The 20,402-nt window shown below is 37.3% G+C and carries 18 protein-coding genes; 9 read left to right on the top strand and 9 right to left on the bottom strand.

Annotated features, from left to right (window positions below; all coding sequences use genetic code 11):
• Positions 1 to 40: 40 nt before the first annotated feature.
• The 4 genes from radA to WG904_RS04355 all read right to left on the bottom strand — a co-directional run bounded on the left by radA (position 41) and on the right by WG904_RS04355 (position 4,550).
• Positions 41 to 1,417, bottom strand: coding sequence for a DNA repair protein RadA (radA, locus tag WG904_RS04370; RefSeq protein ID WP_339578068.1), 1,377 nt, complete (start codon positions 1,415 to 1,417; stop codon positions 41 to 43).
• A gap of 163 nt (positions 1,418 to 1,580) precedes the next feature.
• Positions 1,581 to 3,131 carry an Rne/Rng family ribonuclease gene (locus WG904_RS04365; protein ID WP_339578067.1) on the bottom strand — a complete coding sequence of 517 codons (1,551 nt, stop codon included), beginning with the start codon at positions 3,129 to 3,131 and terminating at the stop codon, positions 1,581 to 1,583.
• 244 nt (positions 3,132 to 3,375) lie between these two features.
• Positions 3,376 to 4,236 (bottom strand): tetratricopeptide repeat protein, encoded by an 861-nt coding sequence (locus WG904_RS04360; protein WP_339578066.1) that lies wholly within the window; start codon positions 4,234 to 4,236, stop codon positions 3,376 to 3,378.
• Positions 4,237 to 4,247: 11 nt separating this feature from the next.
• A complete protein-coding gene (locus WG904_RS04355; protein ID WP_090995082.1) occupies positions 4,248 to 4,550 on the bottom strand; it encodes an HU family DNA-binding protein in 303 nt (100 codons plus the stop codon).
• A 158-nt stretch (positions 4,551 to 4,708) separates the two neighbouring features.
• Here WG904_RS04355 and mutY point away from each other — a divergent pair, with 158 nt between their 5' ends.
• Positions 4,709 to 5,752 (top strand): A/G-specific adenine glycosylase, encoded by a 1,044-nt coding sequence (gene mutY, locus WG904_RS04350; protein WP_339578065.1) that lies wholly within the window; start codon positions 4,709 to 4,711, stop codon positions 5,750 to 5,752.
• A 16-nt stretch (positions 5,753 to 5,768) separates the two neighbouring features.
• A complete protein-coding gene (locus tag WG904_RS04345) occupies positions 5,769 to 6,194 on the top strand; it encodes a single-stranded DNA-binding protein (RefSeq protein WP_339578064.1) in 426 nt (141 codons plus the stop codon).
• A 103-nt stretch (positions 6,195 to 6,297) separates the two neighbouring features.
• Here the strand turns inward: WG904_RS04345 and glmS are convergent, their stop codons facing one another.
• From glmS to WG904_RS04330, 3 genes are all read right to left on the bottom strand, one after another.
• Positions 6,298 to 8,136, bottom strand: coding sequence for a glutamine--fructose-6-phosphate transaminase (isomerizing) (glmS, locus tag WG904_RS04340; RefSeq protein ID WP_339578063.1), 1,839 nt, complete (start codon positions 8,134 to 8,136; stop codon positions 6,298 to 6,300).
• 71 nt (positions 8,137 to 8,207) lie between these two features.
• The gene (locus WG904_RS04335; protein WP_339578062.1) at positions 8,208 to 9,620 is read right to left on the bottom strand and encodes a DUF4270 family protein; all 1,413 of its coding nucleotides are present in this window, start codon (positions 9,618 to 9,620) and stop codon (positions 8,208 to 8,210) included.
• A 22-nt stretch (positions 9,621 to 9,642) separates the two neighbouring features.
• Positions 9,643 to 10,467 (bottom strand): glycogen/starch synthase, encoded by an 825-nt coding sequence (locus tag WG904_RS04330; RefSeq protein ID WP_339578061.1) that lies wholly within the window; start codon positions 10,465 to 10,467, stop codon positions 9,643 to 9,645.
• Positions 10,468 to 10,617: 150 nt separating this feature from the next.
• Here WG904_RS04330 and panC point away from each other — a divergent pair, with 150 nt between their 5' ends.
• From panC to WG904_RS04315, 3 genes are all read left to right on the top strand, one after another.
• Positions 10,618 to 11,463 (top strand): pantoate--beta-alanine ligase, encoded by an 846-nt coding sequence (panC, locus tag WG904_RS04325; RefSeq protein ID WP_339578060.1) that lies wholly within the window; start codon positions 10,618 to 10,620, stop codon positions 11,461 to 11,463.
• A gap of 150 nt (positions 11,464 to 11,613) precedes the next feature.
• Positions 11,614 to 11,964 (top strand): aspartate 1-decarboxylase, encoded by a 351-nt coding sequence (panD, locus tag WG904_RS04320; protein ID WP_339578059.1) that lies wholly within the window; start codon positions 11,614 to 11,616, stop codon positions 11,962 to 11,964.
• A 148-nt stretch (positions 11,965 to 12,112) separates the two neighbouring features.
• On the top strand, positions 12,113 to 13,258 hold the full coding sequence (locus tag WG904_RS04315) for an acyl-CoA dehydrogenase (RefSeq protein WP_339578058.1): 1,146 nt from the start codon (positions 12,113 to 12,115) through the stop codon (positions 13,256 to 13,258).
• 27 nt (positions 13,259 to 13,285) lie between these two features.
• Here WG904_RS04315 and WG904_RS04310 read toward each other — a convergent pair whose 3' ends face one another.
• Entirely contained in the window at positions 13,286 to 13,630 is a 345-nt protein-coding gene (locus tag WG904_RS04310; protein WP_339578057.1) for a phage holin family protein, read from the bottom strand.
• Positions 13,631 to 13,748: 118 nt separating this feature from the next.
• On the opposite strand from WG904_RS04310, the gene WG904_RS04305 reads away from it, so the two are divergent.
• The 4 genes from WG904_RS04305 (at position 13,749) to infB (ending at position 19,088) form a co-directional block, all read left to right on the top strand.
• Positions 13,749 to 14,171, top strand: a complete 423-nt coding sequence (locus WG904_RS04305; protein WP_339578056.1) for a hypothetical protein — start codon at positions 13,749 to 13,751, stop codon at positions 14,169 to 14,171.
• Between the two features lie 147 nt (positions 14,172 to 14,318).
• Entirely contained in the window at positions 14,319 to 14,783 is a 465-nt protein-coding gene (gene rimP / locus WG904_RS04300) for a ribosome assembly cofactor RimP (protein ID WP_339578055.1), read from the top strand.
• 4 nt (positions 14,784 to 14,787) lie between these two features.
• Positions 14,788 to 16,023, top strand: coding sequence for a transcription termination factor NusA (nusA, locus tag WG904_RS04295; RefSeq protein ID WP_339578054.1), 1,236 nt, complete (start codon positions 14,788 to 14,790; stop codon positions 16,021 to 16,023).
• 71 nt (positions 16,024 to 16,094) lie between these two features.
• The gene (infB, locus tag WG904_RS04290; RefSeq protein WP_339578053.1) at positions 16,095 to 19,088 is read left to right on the top strand and encodes a translation initiation factor IF-2; all 2,994 of its coding nucleotides are present in this window, start codon (positions 16,095 to 16,097) and stop codon (positions 19,086 to 19,088) included.
• Positions 19,089 to 19,248: 160 nt separating this feature from the next.
• On the opposite strand, the gene WG904_RS04285 is transcribed toward infB, so the two are convergent.
• A complete protein-coding gene (locus WG904_RS04285; RefSeq protein ID WP_339578052.1) occupies positions 19,249 to 20,349 on the bottom strand; it encodes a glycosyltransferase WbsX family protein in 1,101 nt (366 codons plus the stop codon).
• Positions 20,350 to 20,402: the final 53 nt, after the last annotated feature.

The following is a 20,402-nucleotide window of genomic DNA, read 5'->3' as shown; positions in this document are numbered from 1 at the left end:
ATTCTCTATTCCTCATCATTTAAATAGGGAACTAAAATAATTAACCAAAAAGCAATGAAAAAACCTCTTCAATTTTGCTTACAGTGATAATTTTTATCTTGAATTTATCTATTACCAATCCTTTAAGGTTATAATTTGAAATAAATATTTGCTCAAATCCTAATTTCTCCGCTTCAGAAATGCGCTGTTCAATCCGATTTACAGCTCTAATTTCGCCAGATAGGCCCACTTCTGCTGCAAAACAAATTTTAGAAGAAATGAAAATATCTTCGTGCGATGAAATAATTGCGGCCATAATTGCCAAGTCGATTGCTGGGTCTTCTACTTTAATGCCGCCTGCTATATTTAAGAAAACATCCTTGGCACTTAGTCTAAACCCACATCGTTTTTCGAGCACAGCTAACAACATGTTCATACGCTTGGTGTCGAAGCCTGTTGCAGAGCGCTGAGGCGTTCCATATGCAGCAACGCTAACCAAAGCTTGCGTTTCGATAAGCATCGGTCTGGCTCCCTCTAATGTAGCAGAGATGGCAATTCCGCTTAATTCCTCATCGCGTTGCGAAAGTAAGATTTCGGAAGGGTTAGAAACTTCTCTTAGACCGTTGCTTTGCATAGCATAAATTCCCAATTCTGCTGCAGCGCCAAAGCGATTTTTAATTGACCTTAGGATTCTATAAACGTGATGCCGATCTCCTTCAAATTGCAAAACCGTGTCGACCATATGTTCTAAAATCTTCGGACCAGCAATTGTGCCGTCTTTGGTGATGTGCCCAATTAAGAATACTGGGGTAGCGGTTTCTTTGGCGAATCGTAATAATTCGGCAGTACATTCTCTTACTTGCGAAACACTTCCAGGTGTAGAGTCGATATGTGCGGAATGTAGCGTTTGGATGGAGTCGACAATTACGATTTCGGGTTCGAGTTGCTCGATTTGCTTAAATATGTTTTGGGTTGAGGTTTCAGTTAAAATATAGCACTCGGCTTTAGGGTTAGCGGTAATCCGTTCGGCACGCATTTTAATTTGCTGTTCACTTTCCTCTCCAGAAACGTATAGAATTTTTCGCCCTGGAACATTTAGGGCAAGTTGTAACATTAAGGTTGATTTGCCAATACCAGGCTCTCCCCCAATTAAAATTACAGACCCAGCAACCAAGCCGCCTCCTAACACTCTGTCTAATTCTGCATCACCTGTGGCGCTTCTTTCATCAGTAGCTGTTTTAATCTCTTCAACTTTGCTTGGTTTATTTAATCTTTGGCTGCCATTATTCGATTTCCATGTAGGGATATTGGACACACCTTTATCAATAACCTCTTCTACAAAAGTATTCCATTGATTACATGACGGGCATTTGCCCAGCCATTTTGCAGACTCATATCCACAACTCTGACAGAAATATGCTGATTTTGTTTTAGCCATCAATTTTCATTTTTTTACCTCTTATTGTCATCCGATGACAATAAAATCTCCCCGCTTAAAGCAAATTTAATCCTAATTTAGATGAAAGTCTCACGAAGTTTTGAACATTAAAAAGCCTGAAATCACATTGAATTCAGGCCTTAAGCTTTCTTACTTTCTACTCTTAAAGTTTAATCTCTTCGTCTTTTGCCGAAAAAAAATGGAATTCAGTTAAATTATAGGCTGCTATTGATTTAACTTTTATTCGTTGACCAAATTTAAAGAACCATTTCCATTGTAGTGAAACCAATCCTTTTTTGATAAACGCTTCAATATAAGGGTGTACAGCAAGTGTAATGTTTTTTTCGTTCTGCTCTCTTAAAATGTAGGTAAGATTACTTTCAATATCATCCATTAATACGATACTGGCTTTAATTTCTCCAGTACCATCGCAAGTTGGACATTTCTCGACCGTAACGATATTCATTTCTGGACGTACTCTTTGACGAGTAATTTGCACCAATCCGAATTTACTTGGAGGTAAAATAGTATGTTTTGCTCGGTCGAGGAGCATTAATTCTCGTAAATAATCGAACAGCATTTTACGATTGGCAGGCTTGTGCATATCGATAAAATCGATGACTACAATACCGCCCATATCTCTCAGCCTTAATTGACGAGCAATTTCTTTAGCTGCTTCTTTATTCACCTGAAGTGCATTTTCTTCCTGGTTTTCTTTGCTAGCGGTTCTATTTCCACTATTTACATCGATAACGTGTAAGGCTTCGGTATGTTCAACTACCAAATATGCTCCGCCGGGAAGATTAACCGTTTTTCCAAAAGCATTTTTAATTTGCTTTTCAACACCGAAGTGCTCAAATATCGGGTCTTTGTGCTTATACTGCTTTACAATTTTCTCCATCTCAGGAGAAATTTCATGAACGTAAGAACGAATGTCTTCGAAAAGCCCTGGGTCACTAACATATACATTAGTAAAATCAGTGCTTAAAATATCTCTAATTAGGGTTGATGTACGATCCATTTCTCCCCAAACTCTTTTAGAAGGCTCTGTGTCAGGAAGTTTTTTCATAAAACTTTCCCATTTTGAAACAGAATCTAATAAGTCTTTTTGCAACTCGGCAACACCTTTCCCTTCTGATACTGTTCTAATAATTACTCCGAAATTTTTAGGTTTAATACTTTCGATAATCTTTTTTAAACGATTACGTTCGGTATTACTTTTAATCTTTTTCGAAATAGAGATTACATTAGAAAAGGGCACAAGAACAATGTATCTCCCCGCAATAGAAAGATCAGCACTCAGCCTTGGGCCTTTAGTAGAAATGGGTTCTTTAGCAATTTGAACAGGTAGAATTAGATTCTTGCTAACAACTTCGGAAATTTTACCCGCTTTGTTGATGTCAGCCTCTAGTTTAAGATTGTCTAATAAAGTTCCATTTACGGTGCCGTTGCGCTTAATTTTAGTAAGCTTTATTAAAGATTGCACTTGAGGACCTAAGTCAAAATAATGCAAAAACGCATCTTTTTCATAACCAACATCAACAAACGCAGCATTTAAGCCAGGCATAATTTTCTTTATGCGGCCTAAATAAATGTCGCCTACGGCGTAATTGTTGCTAATGTGTTCTTTATGAAGTTCTACAAGTTGCTTGTCTTCAATTAAAGCTATGGATACTCCCGTAGGAGTTGAATCGATTATTAATTCTTTTACCAAAAGCTACAGATTTTAAGGTAATACTACCTTATTTACACATGGACCAAAAAACATGGAATCCAAAAATAAATGCATAATTGTTCAAGCATTTATTTTTGGCCATTTACAAGATAGGAAAACCTATTTTTTCTTGTGTCTGTTTTTTCTTAAACGTTTTTTACGTTTGTGCGTAGCCATTTTATGTCTTTTTCTTTTTTTACCGCTTGGCATAATTTTTAAGTTTTAAATGTTTTTAATAATTCTGTTAATTTTTTAATTCAGCCACCTTTTTATCTATAAAATCAGATAACTTCGGGTTAGCTGCTAGTTTTTTGCTCATTAAAAAAGCGTCAATAGCTTCTGTATTTTTTCCCAATTTTTCATAAGCTGTAGCCAAATAAAAGTAGGCATCCGGGGTTGCTTTGATTGTAGTAATAATCGTATTAAAACGAGTAATAGCTTTATCAAATTGGCCAGATTTAATGGCAAAAACTCCTAAATTCATGTTCGCTTTTAAATTTTTTGGTTCTTTCGCTACAACCTCACGTAACATCATGATGCCCTCCATTGGAGCTCCCATTCCGTTTACAATGGTAATACCTAAGCCTGTTTTAGCATCTGTATTGGTTGAGTCTATAGCCATGGCTTTTGTAAAAGAAGCATTTGCTTTTAGTAAAAGCGCAGATCGCACGTCGTTATCGATTGAGTTATCAAAACCCTTTAAAAAACGTGTGCCAGCTTCCAACCAGTTCGTTAAACTGGGTTCATTGTTGGCCACAACCTCCAAATACATTGCACTTGGTACGGCTTGTTCAACATCATCCCACTTTTGGGCCAATTGCTTAGCTTGTACAAGCTGGTCGCTTCCAGAAGCACTTTTATATGCACTTTCTAATGCTGAAATTTCTTTTGCACTATTTGCACTTATTAAATCTTTTGCTGATGCTGAAGCATCTTCTATCGTAAACGAAGAAACGGTACTTGAAGCAGCTTCAACACCTGCCTTTGGTTTTGCATCTTCTTTTGGCTTTACTAAGCCTTTAACGTCACGTGTAAACAAAAATCCAGCAACTACTAGCATTGTAGCAATGATAATAACTTGTTTTGAACGGATAGTGTTAAACATGGTTGGATAAATTAAGCCTCTGCTTTAGTTTTTTTAGAGTTGTTCTTTACTTTATCAACAAATACTTTTGCTGGCTTAAAGCTGGGAACAAAATGCTCTGGAATAATGATTGCAGTATTCTTAGAAATATTTCTAGCAGTTTTTTGTGCTCTCTTTTTAACAACGAAACTACCAAAACCCCTTACATAAACGTTTTCTCCACCAATCATACTGTTTTTGATTACCTTAAAAAATGCTTCAACGGTTTCTTGTACGTCTACCTTTTCAATTCCTGTCTTTGTTGATATTTCTGATATAATATCTGCCTTAGTCATATTTTCTATTTATTAAATTATTGTATGTTATATTATAACTGTTTTGGGGTTGCAAAAGTATTGCTTTTTAATGAGATAGGAAAATAAAAGTTGATTTATTTACAATCATCTTAAATATTTCTCCCGAATTAAAATAATTACATTGTATTTTTGAAGCTATGAGTTTCCAGAATAAAATTATTGATTGGTATTTAATCAATAAGAGAGAGCTTCCTTGGCGCAATACCACAAATGCCTATATAATATGGTTATCTGAAATCATCTTACAGCAAACACGTGTAGAACAAGGCCTGCCGTATTTCTACCGCTTTTTGGAAAACTTCCCTACAGTTAAAGATTTTGCAAGTGCTAGTGAAGATCAGGTGCTTAAACTTTGGCAAGGACTGGGGTATTATTCACGAGGTAGAAATATGCTTTTTACTGCAAAAGAGGTAATGTCTGCTCACAAGGGCATATTCCCAACATCATACAACGAACTAATAAAATTAAAAGGTGTAGGCGACTATACAGCTGCGGCAATTTCTTCCTTTTCTACCAACGAAAATAAAGCCGTTTTAGATGGTAATGTTTTTAGAGTATTAGCACGTTATTTTGGCATAGAAGAACCGATTAATAGTACTGCAGGAAAAAAAATCTTTATCAAATTAGCTCAGGAACTTATCTTACAGCAAACGGCCTCGGTGTATAATCAGGCAATTATGGAATTTGGGGCCTTACAATGTAAACCAAAATCGCCCAATTGCGAACGTTGCCCGCTGGCCATTTCATGTTTTGCTTTTACCCACCAGCAAATACAAAATTTACCAGTGAAATTAAAAAAGGGAAAAATAAGAGAAAGATGGTTCAACTATTTCGTAATAGCCAAAGAAGATACCATTTTGATGAAGCAGCGTCAGCCTGGCGATATTTGGCAGCAACTATATGATTTTCCGTTGATAGAAACCACCTCCGCTCTCGATATAGAAGATTCTGAATTTAGCTTTTTGATAAAAGAACGGTTTGGAGAAAGTGTAATCGTACAGCCCATTAGTTCAAAAAGACATGTTTTGAGCCACCAAATTATATATGTTCGTTTTTTTGTTTTAGAGAATTATATGATTAACTTTAATCTACATACAGAAATTAAATCGGTGTTATTGGCAGATTTTAAGTCATTACCACATCCAAAAGTAATTGGCGATTTTATTGAAGTGTATTTATAAAACTAATCAAATATTTATGTCGGGTATTAACAAAGTTATTTTGGTGGGACACCTGGGTAAAGACCCAGAAGTTCGACATTTAGAAGGAGGGGTAACTGTTGCAAGTTTTCCCTTGGCAACTTCAGAAACGTATAATAAAGATGGAAAAAGAGTAGAACAAACCGAATGGCATAATATAGTGCTATGGAGGGGTTTGGCAGAAGTAGCATCAAAATATCTTCAAAAAGGAAAACTGGTTTATATTGAAGGAAAATTAAGAACACGCTCTTTTGAAGACAAAGAAAAGGTAAAGAAATATGTAACAGAGGTAGTCGCCGAGAACTTTACCATGTTAGGTAGAAAAAGCGATTTCGAAAATACACCTGGTCACGATGGCGGACTGCCTAAGGCTGAAGATGATGTTAAGGATACCGTAGCCGAGACGGGAGATTTTCCGTTTTAAACTAAAAACTCCGACTTAAAATCGGAGTTTTATTTTTTAACATTATGTGGTTAAGATTAGTAAGACTTAATTTTCTTAATTTCTTAATGGTTAATAATTTACTTTATTCTACGGTAACTGATTTCGCTAAATTTCGAGGTTGATCCACATTACAACCCCTCAATACGGCAATATGGTAGGATAACAGTTGCAAGGGAATAGTAGCTAAAAGGGGTAAAAATGCTTCACTAGCATCAGGTATTTCGATGCAATAATCTGCCATCTTTCTAACCTCTACATCACCTTCTGTAACTATAGCCAGTACAATACCTTTTCGGGCTTTAACTTCTTGAATATTACTAATTACTTTTTCGTAAGATGAGTTTTTAGTGGCAATTACAACAACAGGCATCTCCTCATCAATTAATGCAATAGGGCCATGTTTCATCTCAGCTGCTGGATAACCCTCTGCATGGATATACGATATTTCTTTGAGTTTAAGTGCGCCCTCTAACGCAACCGGGAAACCACTTCCCCTCCCTAAAAATAAGCAATTTCTCGAGTCTTTAAATTTTTCGGAAATTTCCTTAATAACGTTGTTCGATTGGAGTGCAACTTGTATCTTATCAGGAATACAATCTAATTCGGTAAGCAATTCGACTAACTTAGAGTTTGTAATTGTTCCTTTCTGTTGAGCTAGGTAAAAGGCAATAAGCGTAAGCACTGTTACTTGAGCAGTAAAAGCCTTGGTAGATGCAACACCGATCTCTGGACCCGCATGAGTGTACACACCAGCGTGGGTAATGCGTGGAATTGATGCGCCAACTACGTTACATACGCCGAAAATTGTTGCCCCTTTTTCTTTAGCCATTTCAATAGCAGCCATGGTATCGGCAGTTTCGCCAGATTGAGAAATGGCAATTACAACATCTTTTTCGGTAATAATTGGATTTCTATATCTAAATTCTGATGCATACTCAACCTCTACAGGGATACGTGCATATTCTTCTATTAGGTATTCGCCAACCAAACCAGCATGCCACGATGTTCCGCAAGCCACGATGATTATTCTGTCAATGTTCTTTAATTTATCTACAAATTCTTTTATTCCTCCAAGCTGTACTTTGCCTTCTGAAGGATAGATGCGCCCTCTCATGCAGTCTCTAATGGAGCGAGGTTGCTCATAGATCTCTTTAAGCATGAAATGATCGTACCCACTTTTTTCAAGCATTTCGAGTTTAAGTTCTAACTCTTGAATGTAAGGTGTTTGAACAACATTGTCTAAACGCTTAATTATTAATTCATCACGTCTTAAAAATGCAATTTCATTATCATTTAAGTAAATAACATTTTTGGTATATTCAATGATAGGAGTGGCATCTGAAGCAATAAAATATTCGCCTTTACCTACTCCAATTACCATCGGGCTACCTTTTCTGGCTGCAATTAATTGATCTGGATGATCTTGGTCCATCACTACGATGGCATAGGCGCCATTAACCTCGTGTAAAGCCAACCTTACAGCTTCTAACAAATCGGTATTATCATTTTTATACACCTCTTCGATGAGGTGTATAAGCACTTCCGTATCCGTATCACTGTTAAAAACATGCCCCCTAGTGATAAGCTCTTCTTTTATAGTAGCATAGTTTTCAATAATTCCGTTGTGTATAATCGATAATCGCCCATTATTTGAGGTATGGGGATGTGAATTTCTGTCGGATGGTGCACCATGAGTTGCCCAGCGCGTATGGCCCATTCCAACGGTACCCGAAAGTTTTTTTCCTTCAGTAAAGCGTTCAAGTTCCTGCACCTTTCCCGCTTTTTTATAGATGTTTAAGTTATTATCATCAATTAAAGCTATGCCGGCACTATCATAGCCCCTGTACTCTAATCTCTTTAAACCTTTAATTACAATTGGCCACGCTTCGCGATAACCAATATAGCCAACAATTCCACACATAGTTAAATAAAAAAATCCCCCCGAAAATAACAATTATCGGTGGGATTTAATAGAAATAATTAATTAATACCTTAGTTTACTTTGGTATAGTAAATATTCAATTTCATTGTACTCTCGCCAGCAGCCGGATTTTTCTTATTTGCTCCAATAACTGCACGTGCTGCACTGGTTAAAGAAGGTGTTACTAGAAATTCATTAGTGGGAGTTGGAGCCAAAAATGTTCCATAATCTTTAGTTTTATTATTAATTAGGTCTTGAATATAACTCGTAATTACAAAAACATATTGTCTGGTTAATGAATTAAAATATCCTCCAAAGATACTAGGGTCTTGAAACCCTCTAACATCGGTAGTTGGACTGTTATCTGGTAAATTTCCTCTTTGTTCGGCTATATCATAGCGGTAAAGGGAGAGTCTAGGCGCAGCTTCAAAAGGTTGAGTGTCGGTTCCCGAAGCTAAGTCGATCACCAATTCTGCTTTGTTCACTACAATTTTTCCAATGTTCGATGAAAATTTACTTAAGCTAGGAAACGAAATTTTATTTCTTAAACCCACCATAGGTTGCAAATAGGTCACTGCATATTGCTGATTTGGATTATTTAATTGTGTTTCAATTGGCGTTCCTACATAATTGTGTTTAATGGTCGATGCCACTTTATTGGCTGTCTTGCTAATTGGAAATGTAACCAATGTAGTATCAATTGCGCCACCACCTACTGCATCCTTTTTATAGTAAATAGATAAGTTTGAAGCTGCATTTTCAAAATCGAAGAAGGCCATGCCTCCATTACCCGTAGATAACGTTTTGTTTACCTGAACACGCAATCCATTAATGAAACTGGCAAGTGTAAAATCATTTTTTATCGTATTATTGTTGGCAGTCAGACTTATGAGATTTTGAACTACGAAGTTCGGGTCTAATTTTATCCTAATTTGAGGAACAACCGATCTAAGCGTGTCTTTACCCCCAACCACAATATCATTAATTTTAAATTTGGTATTTGGATATAATCGACCTGTTTTATTTCCTATCACTTCGTTATAGACACCATATTCCTTATTGCTGGGGAATGATTCGTTTAACGTAATGTTTGAATTAAGTTGATGAACATCAAAACTATAAGTTAAGGTGCTGTCTCCATAAAATTCCCCAGCATAGTTTAGAACTAACACTGCTGAGTCTAATGAATTAAATGCGCCGAAAGTGAAAGCGGTACTAGGTAAGCCAATAGAGAAAGATAAACTCGATTCACTAGTGCCGAAAATCGGGTCTTTTAAATAGCCAAGGGGGTGTCTTGTTAAGTTATTTGTGGCAATAACTTCGTCCATTTCGGTTCGTGAAGCAATCGTGAGTGTATCCACTAAAGCGCCTTCTACTTTACTAGTTGGGTCTATTTCTAGGCCTATGGTAGAGGTATTCTCGCAAGAAGCGAAAAGAAAAAGACTTATCAACAGGGTTAATAAGTCTAGTTTTGTAAATTTCATATGGGTGATAGTGTTATGTATTCTAAGCTACTGAAACCAATTCTTCATTAGAGATTTCTTCGTAAAAATTGAAGTAGTTCTCGTAATTTTCGGTTAAATTAAAGGCTAAAGTTGGCTTATTAGAATCTTTAACAAATTTTAACACATCATTATCTACCTTTTCATCGGCAATCACAACAGCATCAGAATGAGTTATTGCCCCCATATGCAGGCTATTACAGTCGGCATTAAGGAATGCTTTAGTGTCTTCATCCGTCATGCCTTGCATAACTGCTTTTTTGTGTAAATCGGCATTTAATTTCTCGGTAAAGCAGTTCTCATAAACAGAGTAAACCACTTTTGCATTTTTAAAAGTAGGGTCGTTTTTATAGGTTGTTTTAATATAGGCAGGTACCAAAGAAGTCATCCAGCCATGACAATGTACAACATCAGGGGCCCAGCCCAACTTTTTAACCGTTTCTAATGCACCTTTGCAAAAGAAAATGGTACGCTCGTCGTTATCCGTATAAAATTTATTCTCTTTATCTCTAAAGACATATTTACGTTGAAAATAATCTTCGTTATCTAAGAAATAAACCTGCATGCGGGCCGATGGGATAGAAGCAACTTTAATGATTAATGGATTATCGTTATCGTCGATTATAATGTTCATTCCCGACAAACGAATTACCTCATGTAATCTGTTTCTACGCTCATTAATGTTTCCAAACCTTGGCATCAAGATGCGGATTTCAAATCCTTTTTCTTGCATTGCTTGGGGTAATTGACGGGTAATTTCTGAAATTTTAGTTAGTTCGAGGAAAGGCGACATCTCGTGTGTAACAATCAGTAGCTTCGTTTTTGCCATCTCCATAGTATATATTAAATTATGTTAATTTAAAGATTATCAAGGTGCAAAGGTACGAATAATATTAATAATTATCAATAACTTGTGCAATAGGCTTTGTAAGTCTTAGATAATTGTTCAACTTTGGTGCTTTTATAATTTGTAGGTAATTTGGAAATTGTACATACCGTATCCGCATTAAAAGCGCTGCTATCGCCTTTAAAAGAGGCAAAATCTAAAGTTGCACTTGTGCCTACCATGGGAGCATTGCACAAAGGGCATCTTTCTTTAATTAAAATCGCTCAACAACAGGCAGAAATTGTGGTGTGTAGTATTTTTGTAAACCCCACCCAATTTACCGATCCGAAAGACTTGGAGAAATACCCTCGCCCATTAGAGCATGACATAAAAATGCTAAAAGATGCGGGATGTAACATCGTTTTTATGCCCACGGTTAAAGAAATGTACCCAACTTTTCCGGAGCCCGAAAATTGGCACATTGATTTAGGCCCTGCAGAGTTCTTGCTCGAAGGAGAATTTAGGGTGGGACATTACCAAGGTGTAACGCAAATTGTGAAAAAGCTTTTTGATGCTGTACTACCTGATATAGCCTTCTTTGGACAAAAGGATTTTCAGCAAGTGCTGATGATAAAAAACATGGTTAATTATTTTAATCTTGAGGTCGAAATCATTTCTTGCCCAATTATCCGGGAGGACGACGGTTTGGCCATGAGTTCGAGAAATATTCATTTATCACCACGAGACAGAAAAAATGCTTTAGTGTTAAGCAAGGCGCTTGCCTACGTTAAAGACCACATTAACGAAACGGATTTAGCCAGTTTATTATTAATAGCTAAAACTATGATTAATGAAACTGAAGGCGTAAAACTCGATTACTTTACCATCGCTGATGAAGATACATTATTGCCAATTATTGGTAAAGTAACTAATCACGCAGTTGCGTTAGTTGCTGCAAAAGTTGGCGAAACAAGGTTGATTGATAACCTACTTTTATAGTATATAGTGGTTGGTATATGGTATTTATATTGGACGTATAGGGAAACTGTTTCTTAGACTTTTTCTTTCCTTATAATCCCAAAATCATATTATGGCATCTTATCTAAGTACTAAGTACTAAATACTAACTAGTTTTACTAACTTTGCGCCATGATTATCGAGATTCTAAAATCGAAAATACACCGTGTTAAGGTAACACAGGCAGAATTAAACTATGTAGGCAGCATTACCATCGATGAAGATCTATTGGATGCGGCACATATTATTCCGAACGAAAAGGTTCAAATTGTAAATAATAACAATGGCGAACGTTTCGAAACGTATGCTATAAAAGGCGAACGAGGTACGGGTACCGTTTGCTTAAATGGCGCTACTGCAAGGAAAGTTCAAGTTGGTGATATTTTAATTATCATGTCGTACGGCTCCTTACCATTAGAAGAAGCCAAAGCCTATCAGCCCATTCTTGTTTTCCCAGACGACAATAACAAATTGCTGAAATAATAAAACCAATTTTTATTGACCTCGCTCAGCACTGTGCCGTTTAAAAACCTGCGAGGAAGGTAACCATGTAAAAAAATACTATGTTCGCATAGTATTTTCCAACAAAAATCATAAATTTGGAAAATCTAACCATTTATAAATTATAATTATGTTTTTTGAGTTAAGTGAAGAACAAGTAATGATTCAGCAAGCTGCGCGAGATTTTGCACAGCAAGAGTTAAAACCAGGCGTAATTGAAAGAGACGAGCATCAAAAATTTCCTACCGATCAAGTAAAAAAACTTGGTGAGCTTGGGTTTTTGGGGATGATGGTGGATCCAAAATATAACGGTAGCGGTTTGGATGCAGTATCGTATGTTTTAGTAATGGAAGAACTTTCGAAGGTTGATGCATCTGCTTCGGTGGTGGTTTCCGTAAACAATTCGTTGGTTTGTTATGGTTTAGAAGCTTATGGAAGCGAAGCTCAGAAAGAAAAATATTTAAAACCTTTGGCTAGTGGTGAAAGTATTGGGGCTTTTTGCCTATCTGAACCCGAAGCAGGATCTGATGCTACATCCCAACAAACTACTGCAGAAGATAAAGGCGATTACTATTTATTGAACGGAACCAAAAATTGGATTACCAATGGAGGAACCGCAAGTACCTATTTGGTAATTGCGCAAACTCATAAGGAATTAAGACATAAAGGAATAAATGCCTTCATTGTAGAAAAAGGTATGCCAGGTTTTACCATCGGCCCGAAAGAGAACAAGTTAGGTATTCGTGGTTCTGATACCCATTCGCTAATGTTTAATGATGTTAAGGTGCCTAAAGAGAATAGAATTGGAGATGATGGATTTGGGTTTAAATTTGCTATGAAAACCCTCGAAGGGGGCCGGATTGGTATTGCAGCTCAGGCGTTAGGTATTGCTGCCGGAGCCTATGAATTAGCATTGGCCTACGCCAAGCAACGGAAATCTTTTGGTAAGCCTATTGCAGAGCATCAAGCTATTGCTTTTAAATTAGCCGATATGGCAACGCAAATTGAAGCAGCCCGTATGTTGGTGTATAAAGCGGCATGGTTAAAAGACCAGGGCGAACCGTATACTTTAGCTGGCTCTATGGCGAAACTCTTTGCGAGTAAAGTTGCAATGGATGTTACCGTAGAAGCTGTACAAATACATGGGGGCTATGGCTTCGTAAAAGAATACCATGTAGAACGAATGATGCGCGATGCTAAGATTACTCAGATTTATGAAGGCACCTCAGAAATACAAAAAATGGTAATTAGTAGGAGTATTTTGGGAAAAGGATAGGGGGGATTGAGATTTCAGTATTACCCTTTAATCTTTCACTCCAAAAACCGAGTTAAGCACTATCTTAATCAGCGCCACAACGATGGCTAGAATTGCGGCAGCAAAAAATCCGCTTGTATTAAATCCCGTCATTAAATAATCAACTAAAAGCACCATTAATACGGTAATGATGAACGAAATTAACCCTAAAGTTAGTACATTTAAGGGAAACGTGAAAATACGGAGGATTAATCCAATGGTTGCGTTGGCTACTGCTATTAATACTGCGGCGATTATAGCACTTAAATAACCATCTACTTGAACGCCTGGGACAACATAGGCTCCAATTAGCATGGCTAATCCCATTAATAAAATTTCGACAATAAGTTTCATATGTTTATTTTTATATTTTAATTGTTATATCGAGCCTTTGATGATTAAAATAATCACGCACCTGTGTTTTTAATGATTATTTTAATCATGTCGGGTTCATGTTTTATATCTTAGTTAAATGTTAAAATTATTTACAGTTATCTTTTGTGTTTTTTTATGCTATTCTTGTAGTAAACATGAAAACAACCCGTTATCTATAAAGTTTTCTGCTGATAGCGCTACCATTGTAGTTTCAAATATTGATGCCGCCGCATTATTAAAACTTAAAAATAACATAAAAACAGATACCACGTATCAAAAATTAGTTTCTGTTTTATTAACACCTGCCGATGATGATTCTACAAGTATGGAAAGAGAGTGGCCTGGCAAATTGAGCATGAAAGAGGATAGTGTTGTTTTTAAGCCCGATAGCCCGTTTTTGAAAGGCAAAATCTATTTAGTAGAAACGAAATTAAATATGTCTTTTGGCGATGTCGAGCAAATGATAAAGGGGAATGTAAGAGCTAGGATGAATTTTCAGCAGCAAGTGTTGAAGCGATAGGGACTAAATAATGCAAATGATTTCTAAAGCCGCTTCAATAATATAGCGCCACTTTTTGAATCTTCAAAAATATTTCGTACATTTGCACAGTAATAGAGAAGGAAGAGGGGACTGAGTCCCCTCTTTTATTTTACAAGATTTTAGGATATGCAGGTAGAAAAAAGAGTTGTTGAGCTCGTTGAAGAGAAAATTGCAGACCGTCCTGAGCTTTTTTTGGTTGATGTTAAACTACTACCTAATCATAAATTGATTATCCAGGTAGATGGCGATCAGGGAATAAGTATTCAAGATTGTGCTGCAATTAGCAGACATGTTGGCTTCCATTTAGAAGAAGAAAATGTAATCGATAAAGCCTATAATTTAGAAGTTTCATCACCTGGAGTTGGTGAGCCACTTAAATTAACACGTCAATACACCAAAAATATTGGCAGGGAAGTAAGTGTTAAACTAGCAAATGGCGATAAAATTGAAGGAGAGTTGCTTTCAGTTAATGAAAACGGCATCGTAATCGAGGCTAAGACAAAAGAAAAAGGAAAAAAAGCGCAATTGGTAGAAACCCCGATTGAGTTAAATAGTATAGTAGAAACAAAGGTTTTAATTTCATTTAAATAAACAAATGAGCAATATTAATTTAATCGATTCATTTCAAGAATTTAAAGAATTCAAGAATATCGACCGCCCTACAGTAATTAGCGTACTGGAAGAGGTATTTCGTAGCATGTTGCGTAAAAAATACGGAACAGACGAAAATTGTGACGTAATTGTAAATCCTGATAACGGGGATTTGGAAATTTGGCGTACGAGGAAAGTAATGGAAGATGGTTTTTCGGAAGACGACGACCTGGAGATTGAGCTTGCTGAAGTAAAGCAGTTAGATCCAGATATGGAAGTTGGCGACGATTATATCGAACAAATTACCCTAGAAAGTTTCGGACGTAGAGCAATTTTAGCGGCTCGTCAGACCCTCGTTTCTAAAGTATTGGAATTGGAGAAAGACGAAATCTTTAAGAAATATAAAGACAGAGTAGGCGAAATCGTTACTGGCGAAGTTTATCAGGTATGGAAAAAGGAAACTTTGGTTCTTGATGATGAAGGAAACGAGTTAATGATGCCTAAAACTGAGCAAATTCCGGCCGACTACTTCAAAAAAGGAGATTCAGTTCGTGCAGTAATTTCAAAGGTTGATATGGTAAATGCAACTCCAAAAATTATCATTTCTAGAATTGCTCCAGAATTTTTACAACGTTTGTTCGAAATCGAGGTTCCTGAAATTTTCGATGGCTTAATCACCATCAAGAAAATTGTTCGTGAACCAGGAGAACGTGCTAAGGTTGCAGTTGAGTCGTACGACGATAGAATTGATCCAGTGGGTGCCTGTGTTGGGATGAAGGGATCTCGTATCCACGGTATCGTGAGAGAACTTAAAAATGAAAATATCGACGTAATTAATTTTACCAACAATATTTCGTTATACATCCAACGTGCATTAAGCCCAGCTAAGATTACGTCAATCAAATTAGATGACACCACTAAACATGCTTCGGTGTATTTAAAGCCAGATCAGGTTTCGTTAGCTATTGGCCGTGGTGGGCATAACATTAAATTGGCAGGTAAATTAACAGGATACGAAATTGATGTGTATCGTGAAGCTGGAGAAGAGGATGAAGATGTGGATATCGAAGAGTTCTCGGACGAAATCGATAGCTGGATCATCGATGAGCTTAAAGCAATTGGTTGTGACACGGCAAAAAGTGTGTTGGCATTATCGGTTGATGAACTGGTAAAACGTACCGACTTAGAAGAAGAAACCATAAAAGAGGTGATTAGCATTTTGCAATCAGAATTTGAATAAACGTTATATGCTTGAATAAATAAGAATAAACGTTACTTTTGTATATAATTTAGTAAATAATAGGATAATAGATGTCAGACGACAAAGCCATAATTTTATTTAAAGCAGTTAAGGAACTTAACGTAGGAAGCTCAACCATCATAGAGTTTCTCGGTAAGAAGGGCTTTACTGTGGAAAATAAGCCCACTACAAAACTCTCAAAAGAGATGTACGATGCATTATTGAGAGAGTTTCAGGGGGATAAAATCGTAAAAGAAGAAGCCAATCAAATCATTATAGGTAAAATTCGTCGTGATGAACCTGAAGTAGCTGAGAAAGCTCCTGAGGCTCCTAGAAAAAAACAAGAATTTGAAAACGAAGGTATTTTAATCAAAAATCTTCATTCATATACGCCTCCGGTTGAAAAACTAAAAGAAGAAAAACCTGTTGAAGCTAAAGCTGAAGAACCTGCTAAAGCTCAAACACCAATTGTAGAAAAAGAGGAAGAAAGCGCTTTGCCAGGGGTTAAGATCGTTGGCAAAATTGATCTCGACAATTTAAATACAAAAACTCGTCCCGCAGCTAAGGAAGAGCCTACACCTGTTGAGGTTAAACCGGCCGCGGCAGTCAAAAAAGAAGAAGCCCCAGGAGCTCCAAAAGTAGAAGCCCCTGAAGTAGAAAAGCCAGTTGAAGTGGTTGCAGAAAAACCAGTGGTAGAAACACCAAAGGTAGAAGAAACGCCTAAAGCTCCGGCTCCAGTTGCGCCTGCTGCAGAAACTCCAGCGGCAGACGACGAGGTTATTAAAGCACGCTCGGTTAAATTATCAGGGCCAAACATTATTGGTAAAATTGTTTTGCCCACAACCCCAGATCGTAGAAACCAACCGGTAGCGTCTTCATCAGCAGATAGCGAAGCTGCAAAACGGAAACGCAAGCGTAAAAAAACGCCTGGTGCACCGAATGCTTCTCAACAAGGACAAGGAAATCAAGGTCAAAACAACCCAGGCACCACCTCGCAGCAAGGTCAATCCCCTCGCCCAGCAGGTACAGGAGCTCCGATTGGGAACCGTCCAGATTTTAGAAACAATACAAATAATACAGCTGGTGGCCGTCCGAACTTTAGAAATGCAAGACCAGGTGGCGCAGCCCCAGGTGGACCAAAAGAGGAGCCAACAGAAAAAGAAATACAAGATCAAATCAAAGCAACACTTGCTCGTTTAAGTGGTGCTGGTAAATCTGGTAAATTCGCACAACGGGCCAAACTTCGTCGCCAAAAACGTGATGATGTAGCCTTAACAGCAGAAGAAGCAGCAGCTGAAGAACAATTACAATCGAAAGTATTAAAAGTTACTGAGTTTGTTACGGCAAATGAGTTGGCGAACATGATGGATGTGCCCGTAACGAAAATTATTGGTACCTGTATGAGCTTGGGTATGTTTGTATCCATCAATCAACGTTTGGATGCAGAAACATTAACCATTGTTGCCGACGAATTTGGCTACGAAATCCAGTTTGTAAAAGCAGATGAAGAAGCAGATAGTGTAATTGAAGAAGAAGATGCACCAGAAGATTTAGAAACTCGTGTTCCGGTGGTAACCATTATGGGCCACGTAGATCACGGTAAAACGTCATTGCTAGATTATATTCGTAAGGCGAATGTTGTGGCAGGTGAAGCTGGTGGTATTACACAGCATATTGGTGCGTATAAAGTAACCACTAACTCTGGCAAACAAGTTACCTTCTTAGATACACCGGGTCACGAAGCCTTTACAGCGATGCGTGCTCGTGGCGCAAAAGTAGCAGATATTGCCATTATTGTAATTGCAGCTGATGATGCGGTGATGCCTCAAACAAAGGAAGCAATCAATCATGCACAAGCTGCAGGTGTTCCTTTGGTGTTCGCCTTTACAAAAATTGATAAGCCCGGCGCAAATTCAGATAGAGTAAAAGAGCAACTATCTGCGATGAATATCTTGGTAGAAGATTGGGGGGGTAAATTCCAATCGCAAGAAATTTCGAGCAAAAGCGGCTTAAATGTCGATTTGTTACTTGATAAAGTATTGTTAGAGGCCGAATTGTTAGAGTTACAAGCTAATCCGAATAAACGTGCTACAGGTACCGTAATCGAAGCAACACTTGATAAAGGACGTGGTATTGTAACTACAGTGTTGGTTCAGGCAGGCACCTTAAGAGTGGGTGATCCAATTTTAGCGGGCAGTTATAGTGGTAAAGTTAAAGCTTTATTTAACGAACGTGGTGCAAAAGTGTCTGAGGCAGGTCCATCTGTTCCGGTTCAGGTGCTGGGTATGCAAGGCGCTCCAACGGCAGGCGATAAGTTCAATGCGATGGATAGTGAGGTTGAAGCAAGAGAAATTGCCAACAAACGTCTACAGTTAATGCGCGAGCAGGGTTTACGTACCCAGAAACACATTACATTAGATGAGATTGGTCGCCGTTTAGCAATTGGTAACTTTAAAGAGTTAAACTTAATTGTTAAAGGGGATGTGGATGGTTCGATCGAAGCATTGGCCGATTCATTGTTAAAACTATCAACTGAAGAAATTCAAATCAATATTATTGGTAAAGCTGTAGGTCAGATTTCAGAATCAGATGTGTTGTTAGCATCTGCTTCAGATGCGATTATTATTGGTTTCCAGGTACGCCCTTCGCCAGGTGCGCGTAAGTTGGCAGAGGCTGAACAAATCGATATTCGTTTATATTCTATCATTTACGATGCGATTAATGAGATTAAAGCGGCAATGGAAGGTATGTTGGCGCCAGAGTTTGAAGAGAAAATTGTGGCAAACGTAGAAATCCGTGAAACCTTTAAAATCACTAAAGTGGGTACCATTGCAGGATGTATGGTGTTGGATGGTAAAATTACCAGAAACAGCAAAATCCGTATTGTACGCGATGGAGTAGTCGTTTATACAGGTGAATTAGCTTCCTTAAAACGCTTTAAAGATGATGTGAAAGAAGTAGCTAAAGGTTACGAATGCGGATTGAATATCCAAAACTTTAACAACATCGAAGTTGGCGATATCGTTGAAGCCTACGAGCAAGTAGAAGTAAAACGTAAATTATAATTTAATTACATAAATTTAAAAGCGACTTTAGGGTCGCTTTTTTTGTGCGCTGCTACGCTTAAATATTTTTCAATTGTTTCGGATTCTTGCCCAGCAAACGGGTAATTTGGTTAATTTGATGCAAAAAAGCTTTATTGTGCAATTAAGGAGTAATATTAATTTAAGAATTAAGCCCATCTTTTAAGGCCTGCAAATACATCTCTCCCCATTTTTTGTCAGGTTCTAAATGACAGCCCTCTCCCCATTCGTTCCAAGCATTGATAAATAGGAATTGTTCGTTTTCTGGTAAGTTCGCAATCGTATATTCAGTCATCCTTTTTGTCCATATTCTAAATAATTCAGGAGTAGAGTTAACGTAAATGGTAGCGTTATCTTTACGTCTAGCCGAGTTATCCCATGAGGGACAAATACATCTAAAATATTTATAATCTGGAGCCGTTTTATTCATCATATTATCAACCACAGTAGGATATGAAAAAATCTTATTCTCAAAGTGTGCTGACTTTTTTATTCCAGTTTTATGGAATGCTTTTCTCATTATATATTCTGAAATATTCCTTTTCATAATCTTTTCACCTTTAAGCTTGCCATCGGGTGCAAATTCCATTCCTGCATCAAATCCGTGATTTTTCGGGTCTAAATTTCCAACAAAATGTTCCATTCTAATTAGAAATAGGTCTACAAATCCGGCTTTTTTGGCTTCTTGACGCCATAAATCCGTTGCCTTATTAATATCAGGATGCAACTCTGACCGATACATTAAAAAAACTGGCATACCGTTTATCTTAATATATCGTTCATCTTTAAAAAAGGGAATTAAATATTTGATGTGCTGTAGATCATCTGCTAAAGAGTATTCCTGTTTCATCAATACCTGCTTTTCGAGCCCATCCCATGTTCTGGTCCAGTTTTCATTGGCCCAAGAAAGACAGAATGGAAAATCAGGACTACCTGATTGGAGTAAGTTATTCAAAGGCTTCTCCAAAAGTAGTTTTCCATTAAACCAATAGTGATAAAAACAGAATCCATAAATTCCATACGCTTTTGCTAGCTTGGCTTGTTGATTCAACACATCGTTTGAACTTAAGTCATAATAATTTCCATCGATAGGAACATGTGGTTGATAATGATCTTTAAATAAAGGGCGCGCTTTTTTTACGTTTGTCCATTCTGTAAATCCTTCTCCCCACCATTTGTCATTTTCCTCAATTGTATGGTATTGTGGTAAATAAAGAGCAATTGGTTTAACTTTTTCTTTCATAAGGTTTTATTAAATGCGCAACTATAAATGAGGCTATGGGTTAAGGAATTTAT

Source organism: Pedobacter anseongensis (genome assembly GCF_037482965.1).
GTDB classification, from domain to species: domain Bacteria; phylum Bacteroidota; class Bacteroidia; order Sphingobacteriales; family Sphingobacteriaceae; genus Pedobacter; species Pedobacter anseongensis.
Note: the sequence above shows the minus strand (reverse complement) of the source record. Positions and strands in the feature narration are given on the sequence as shown.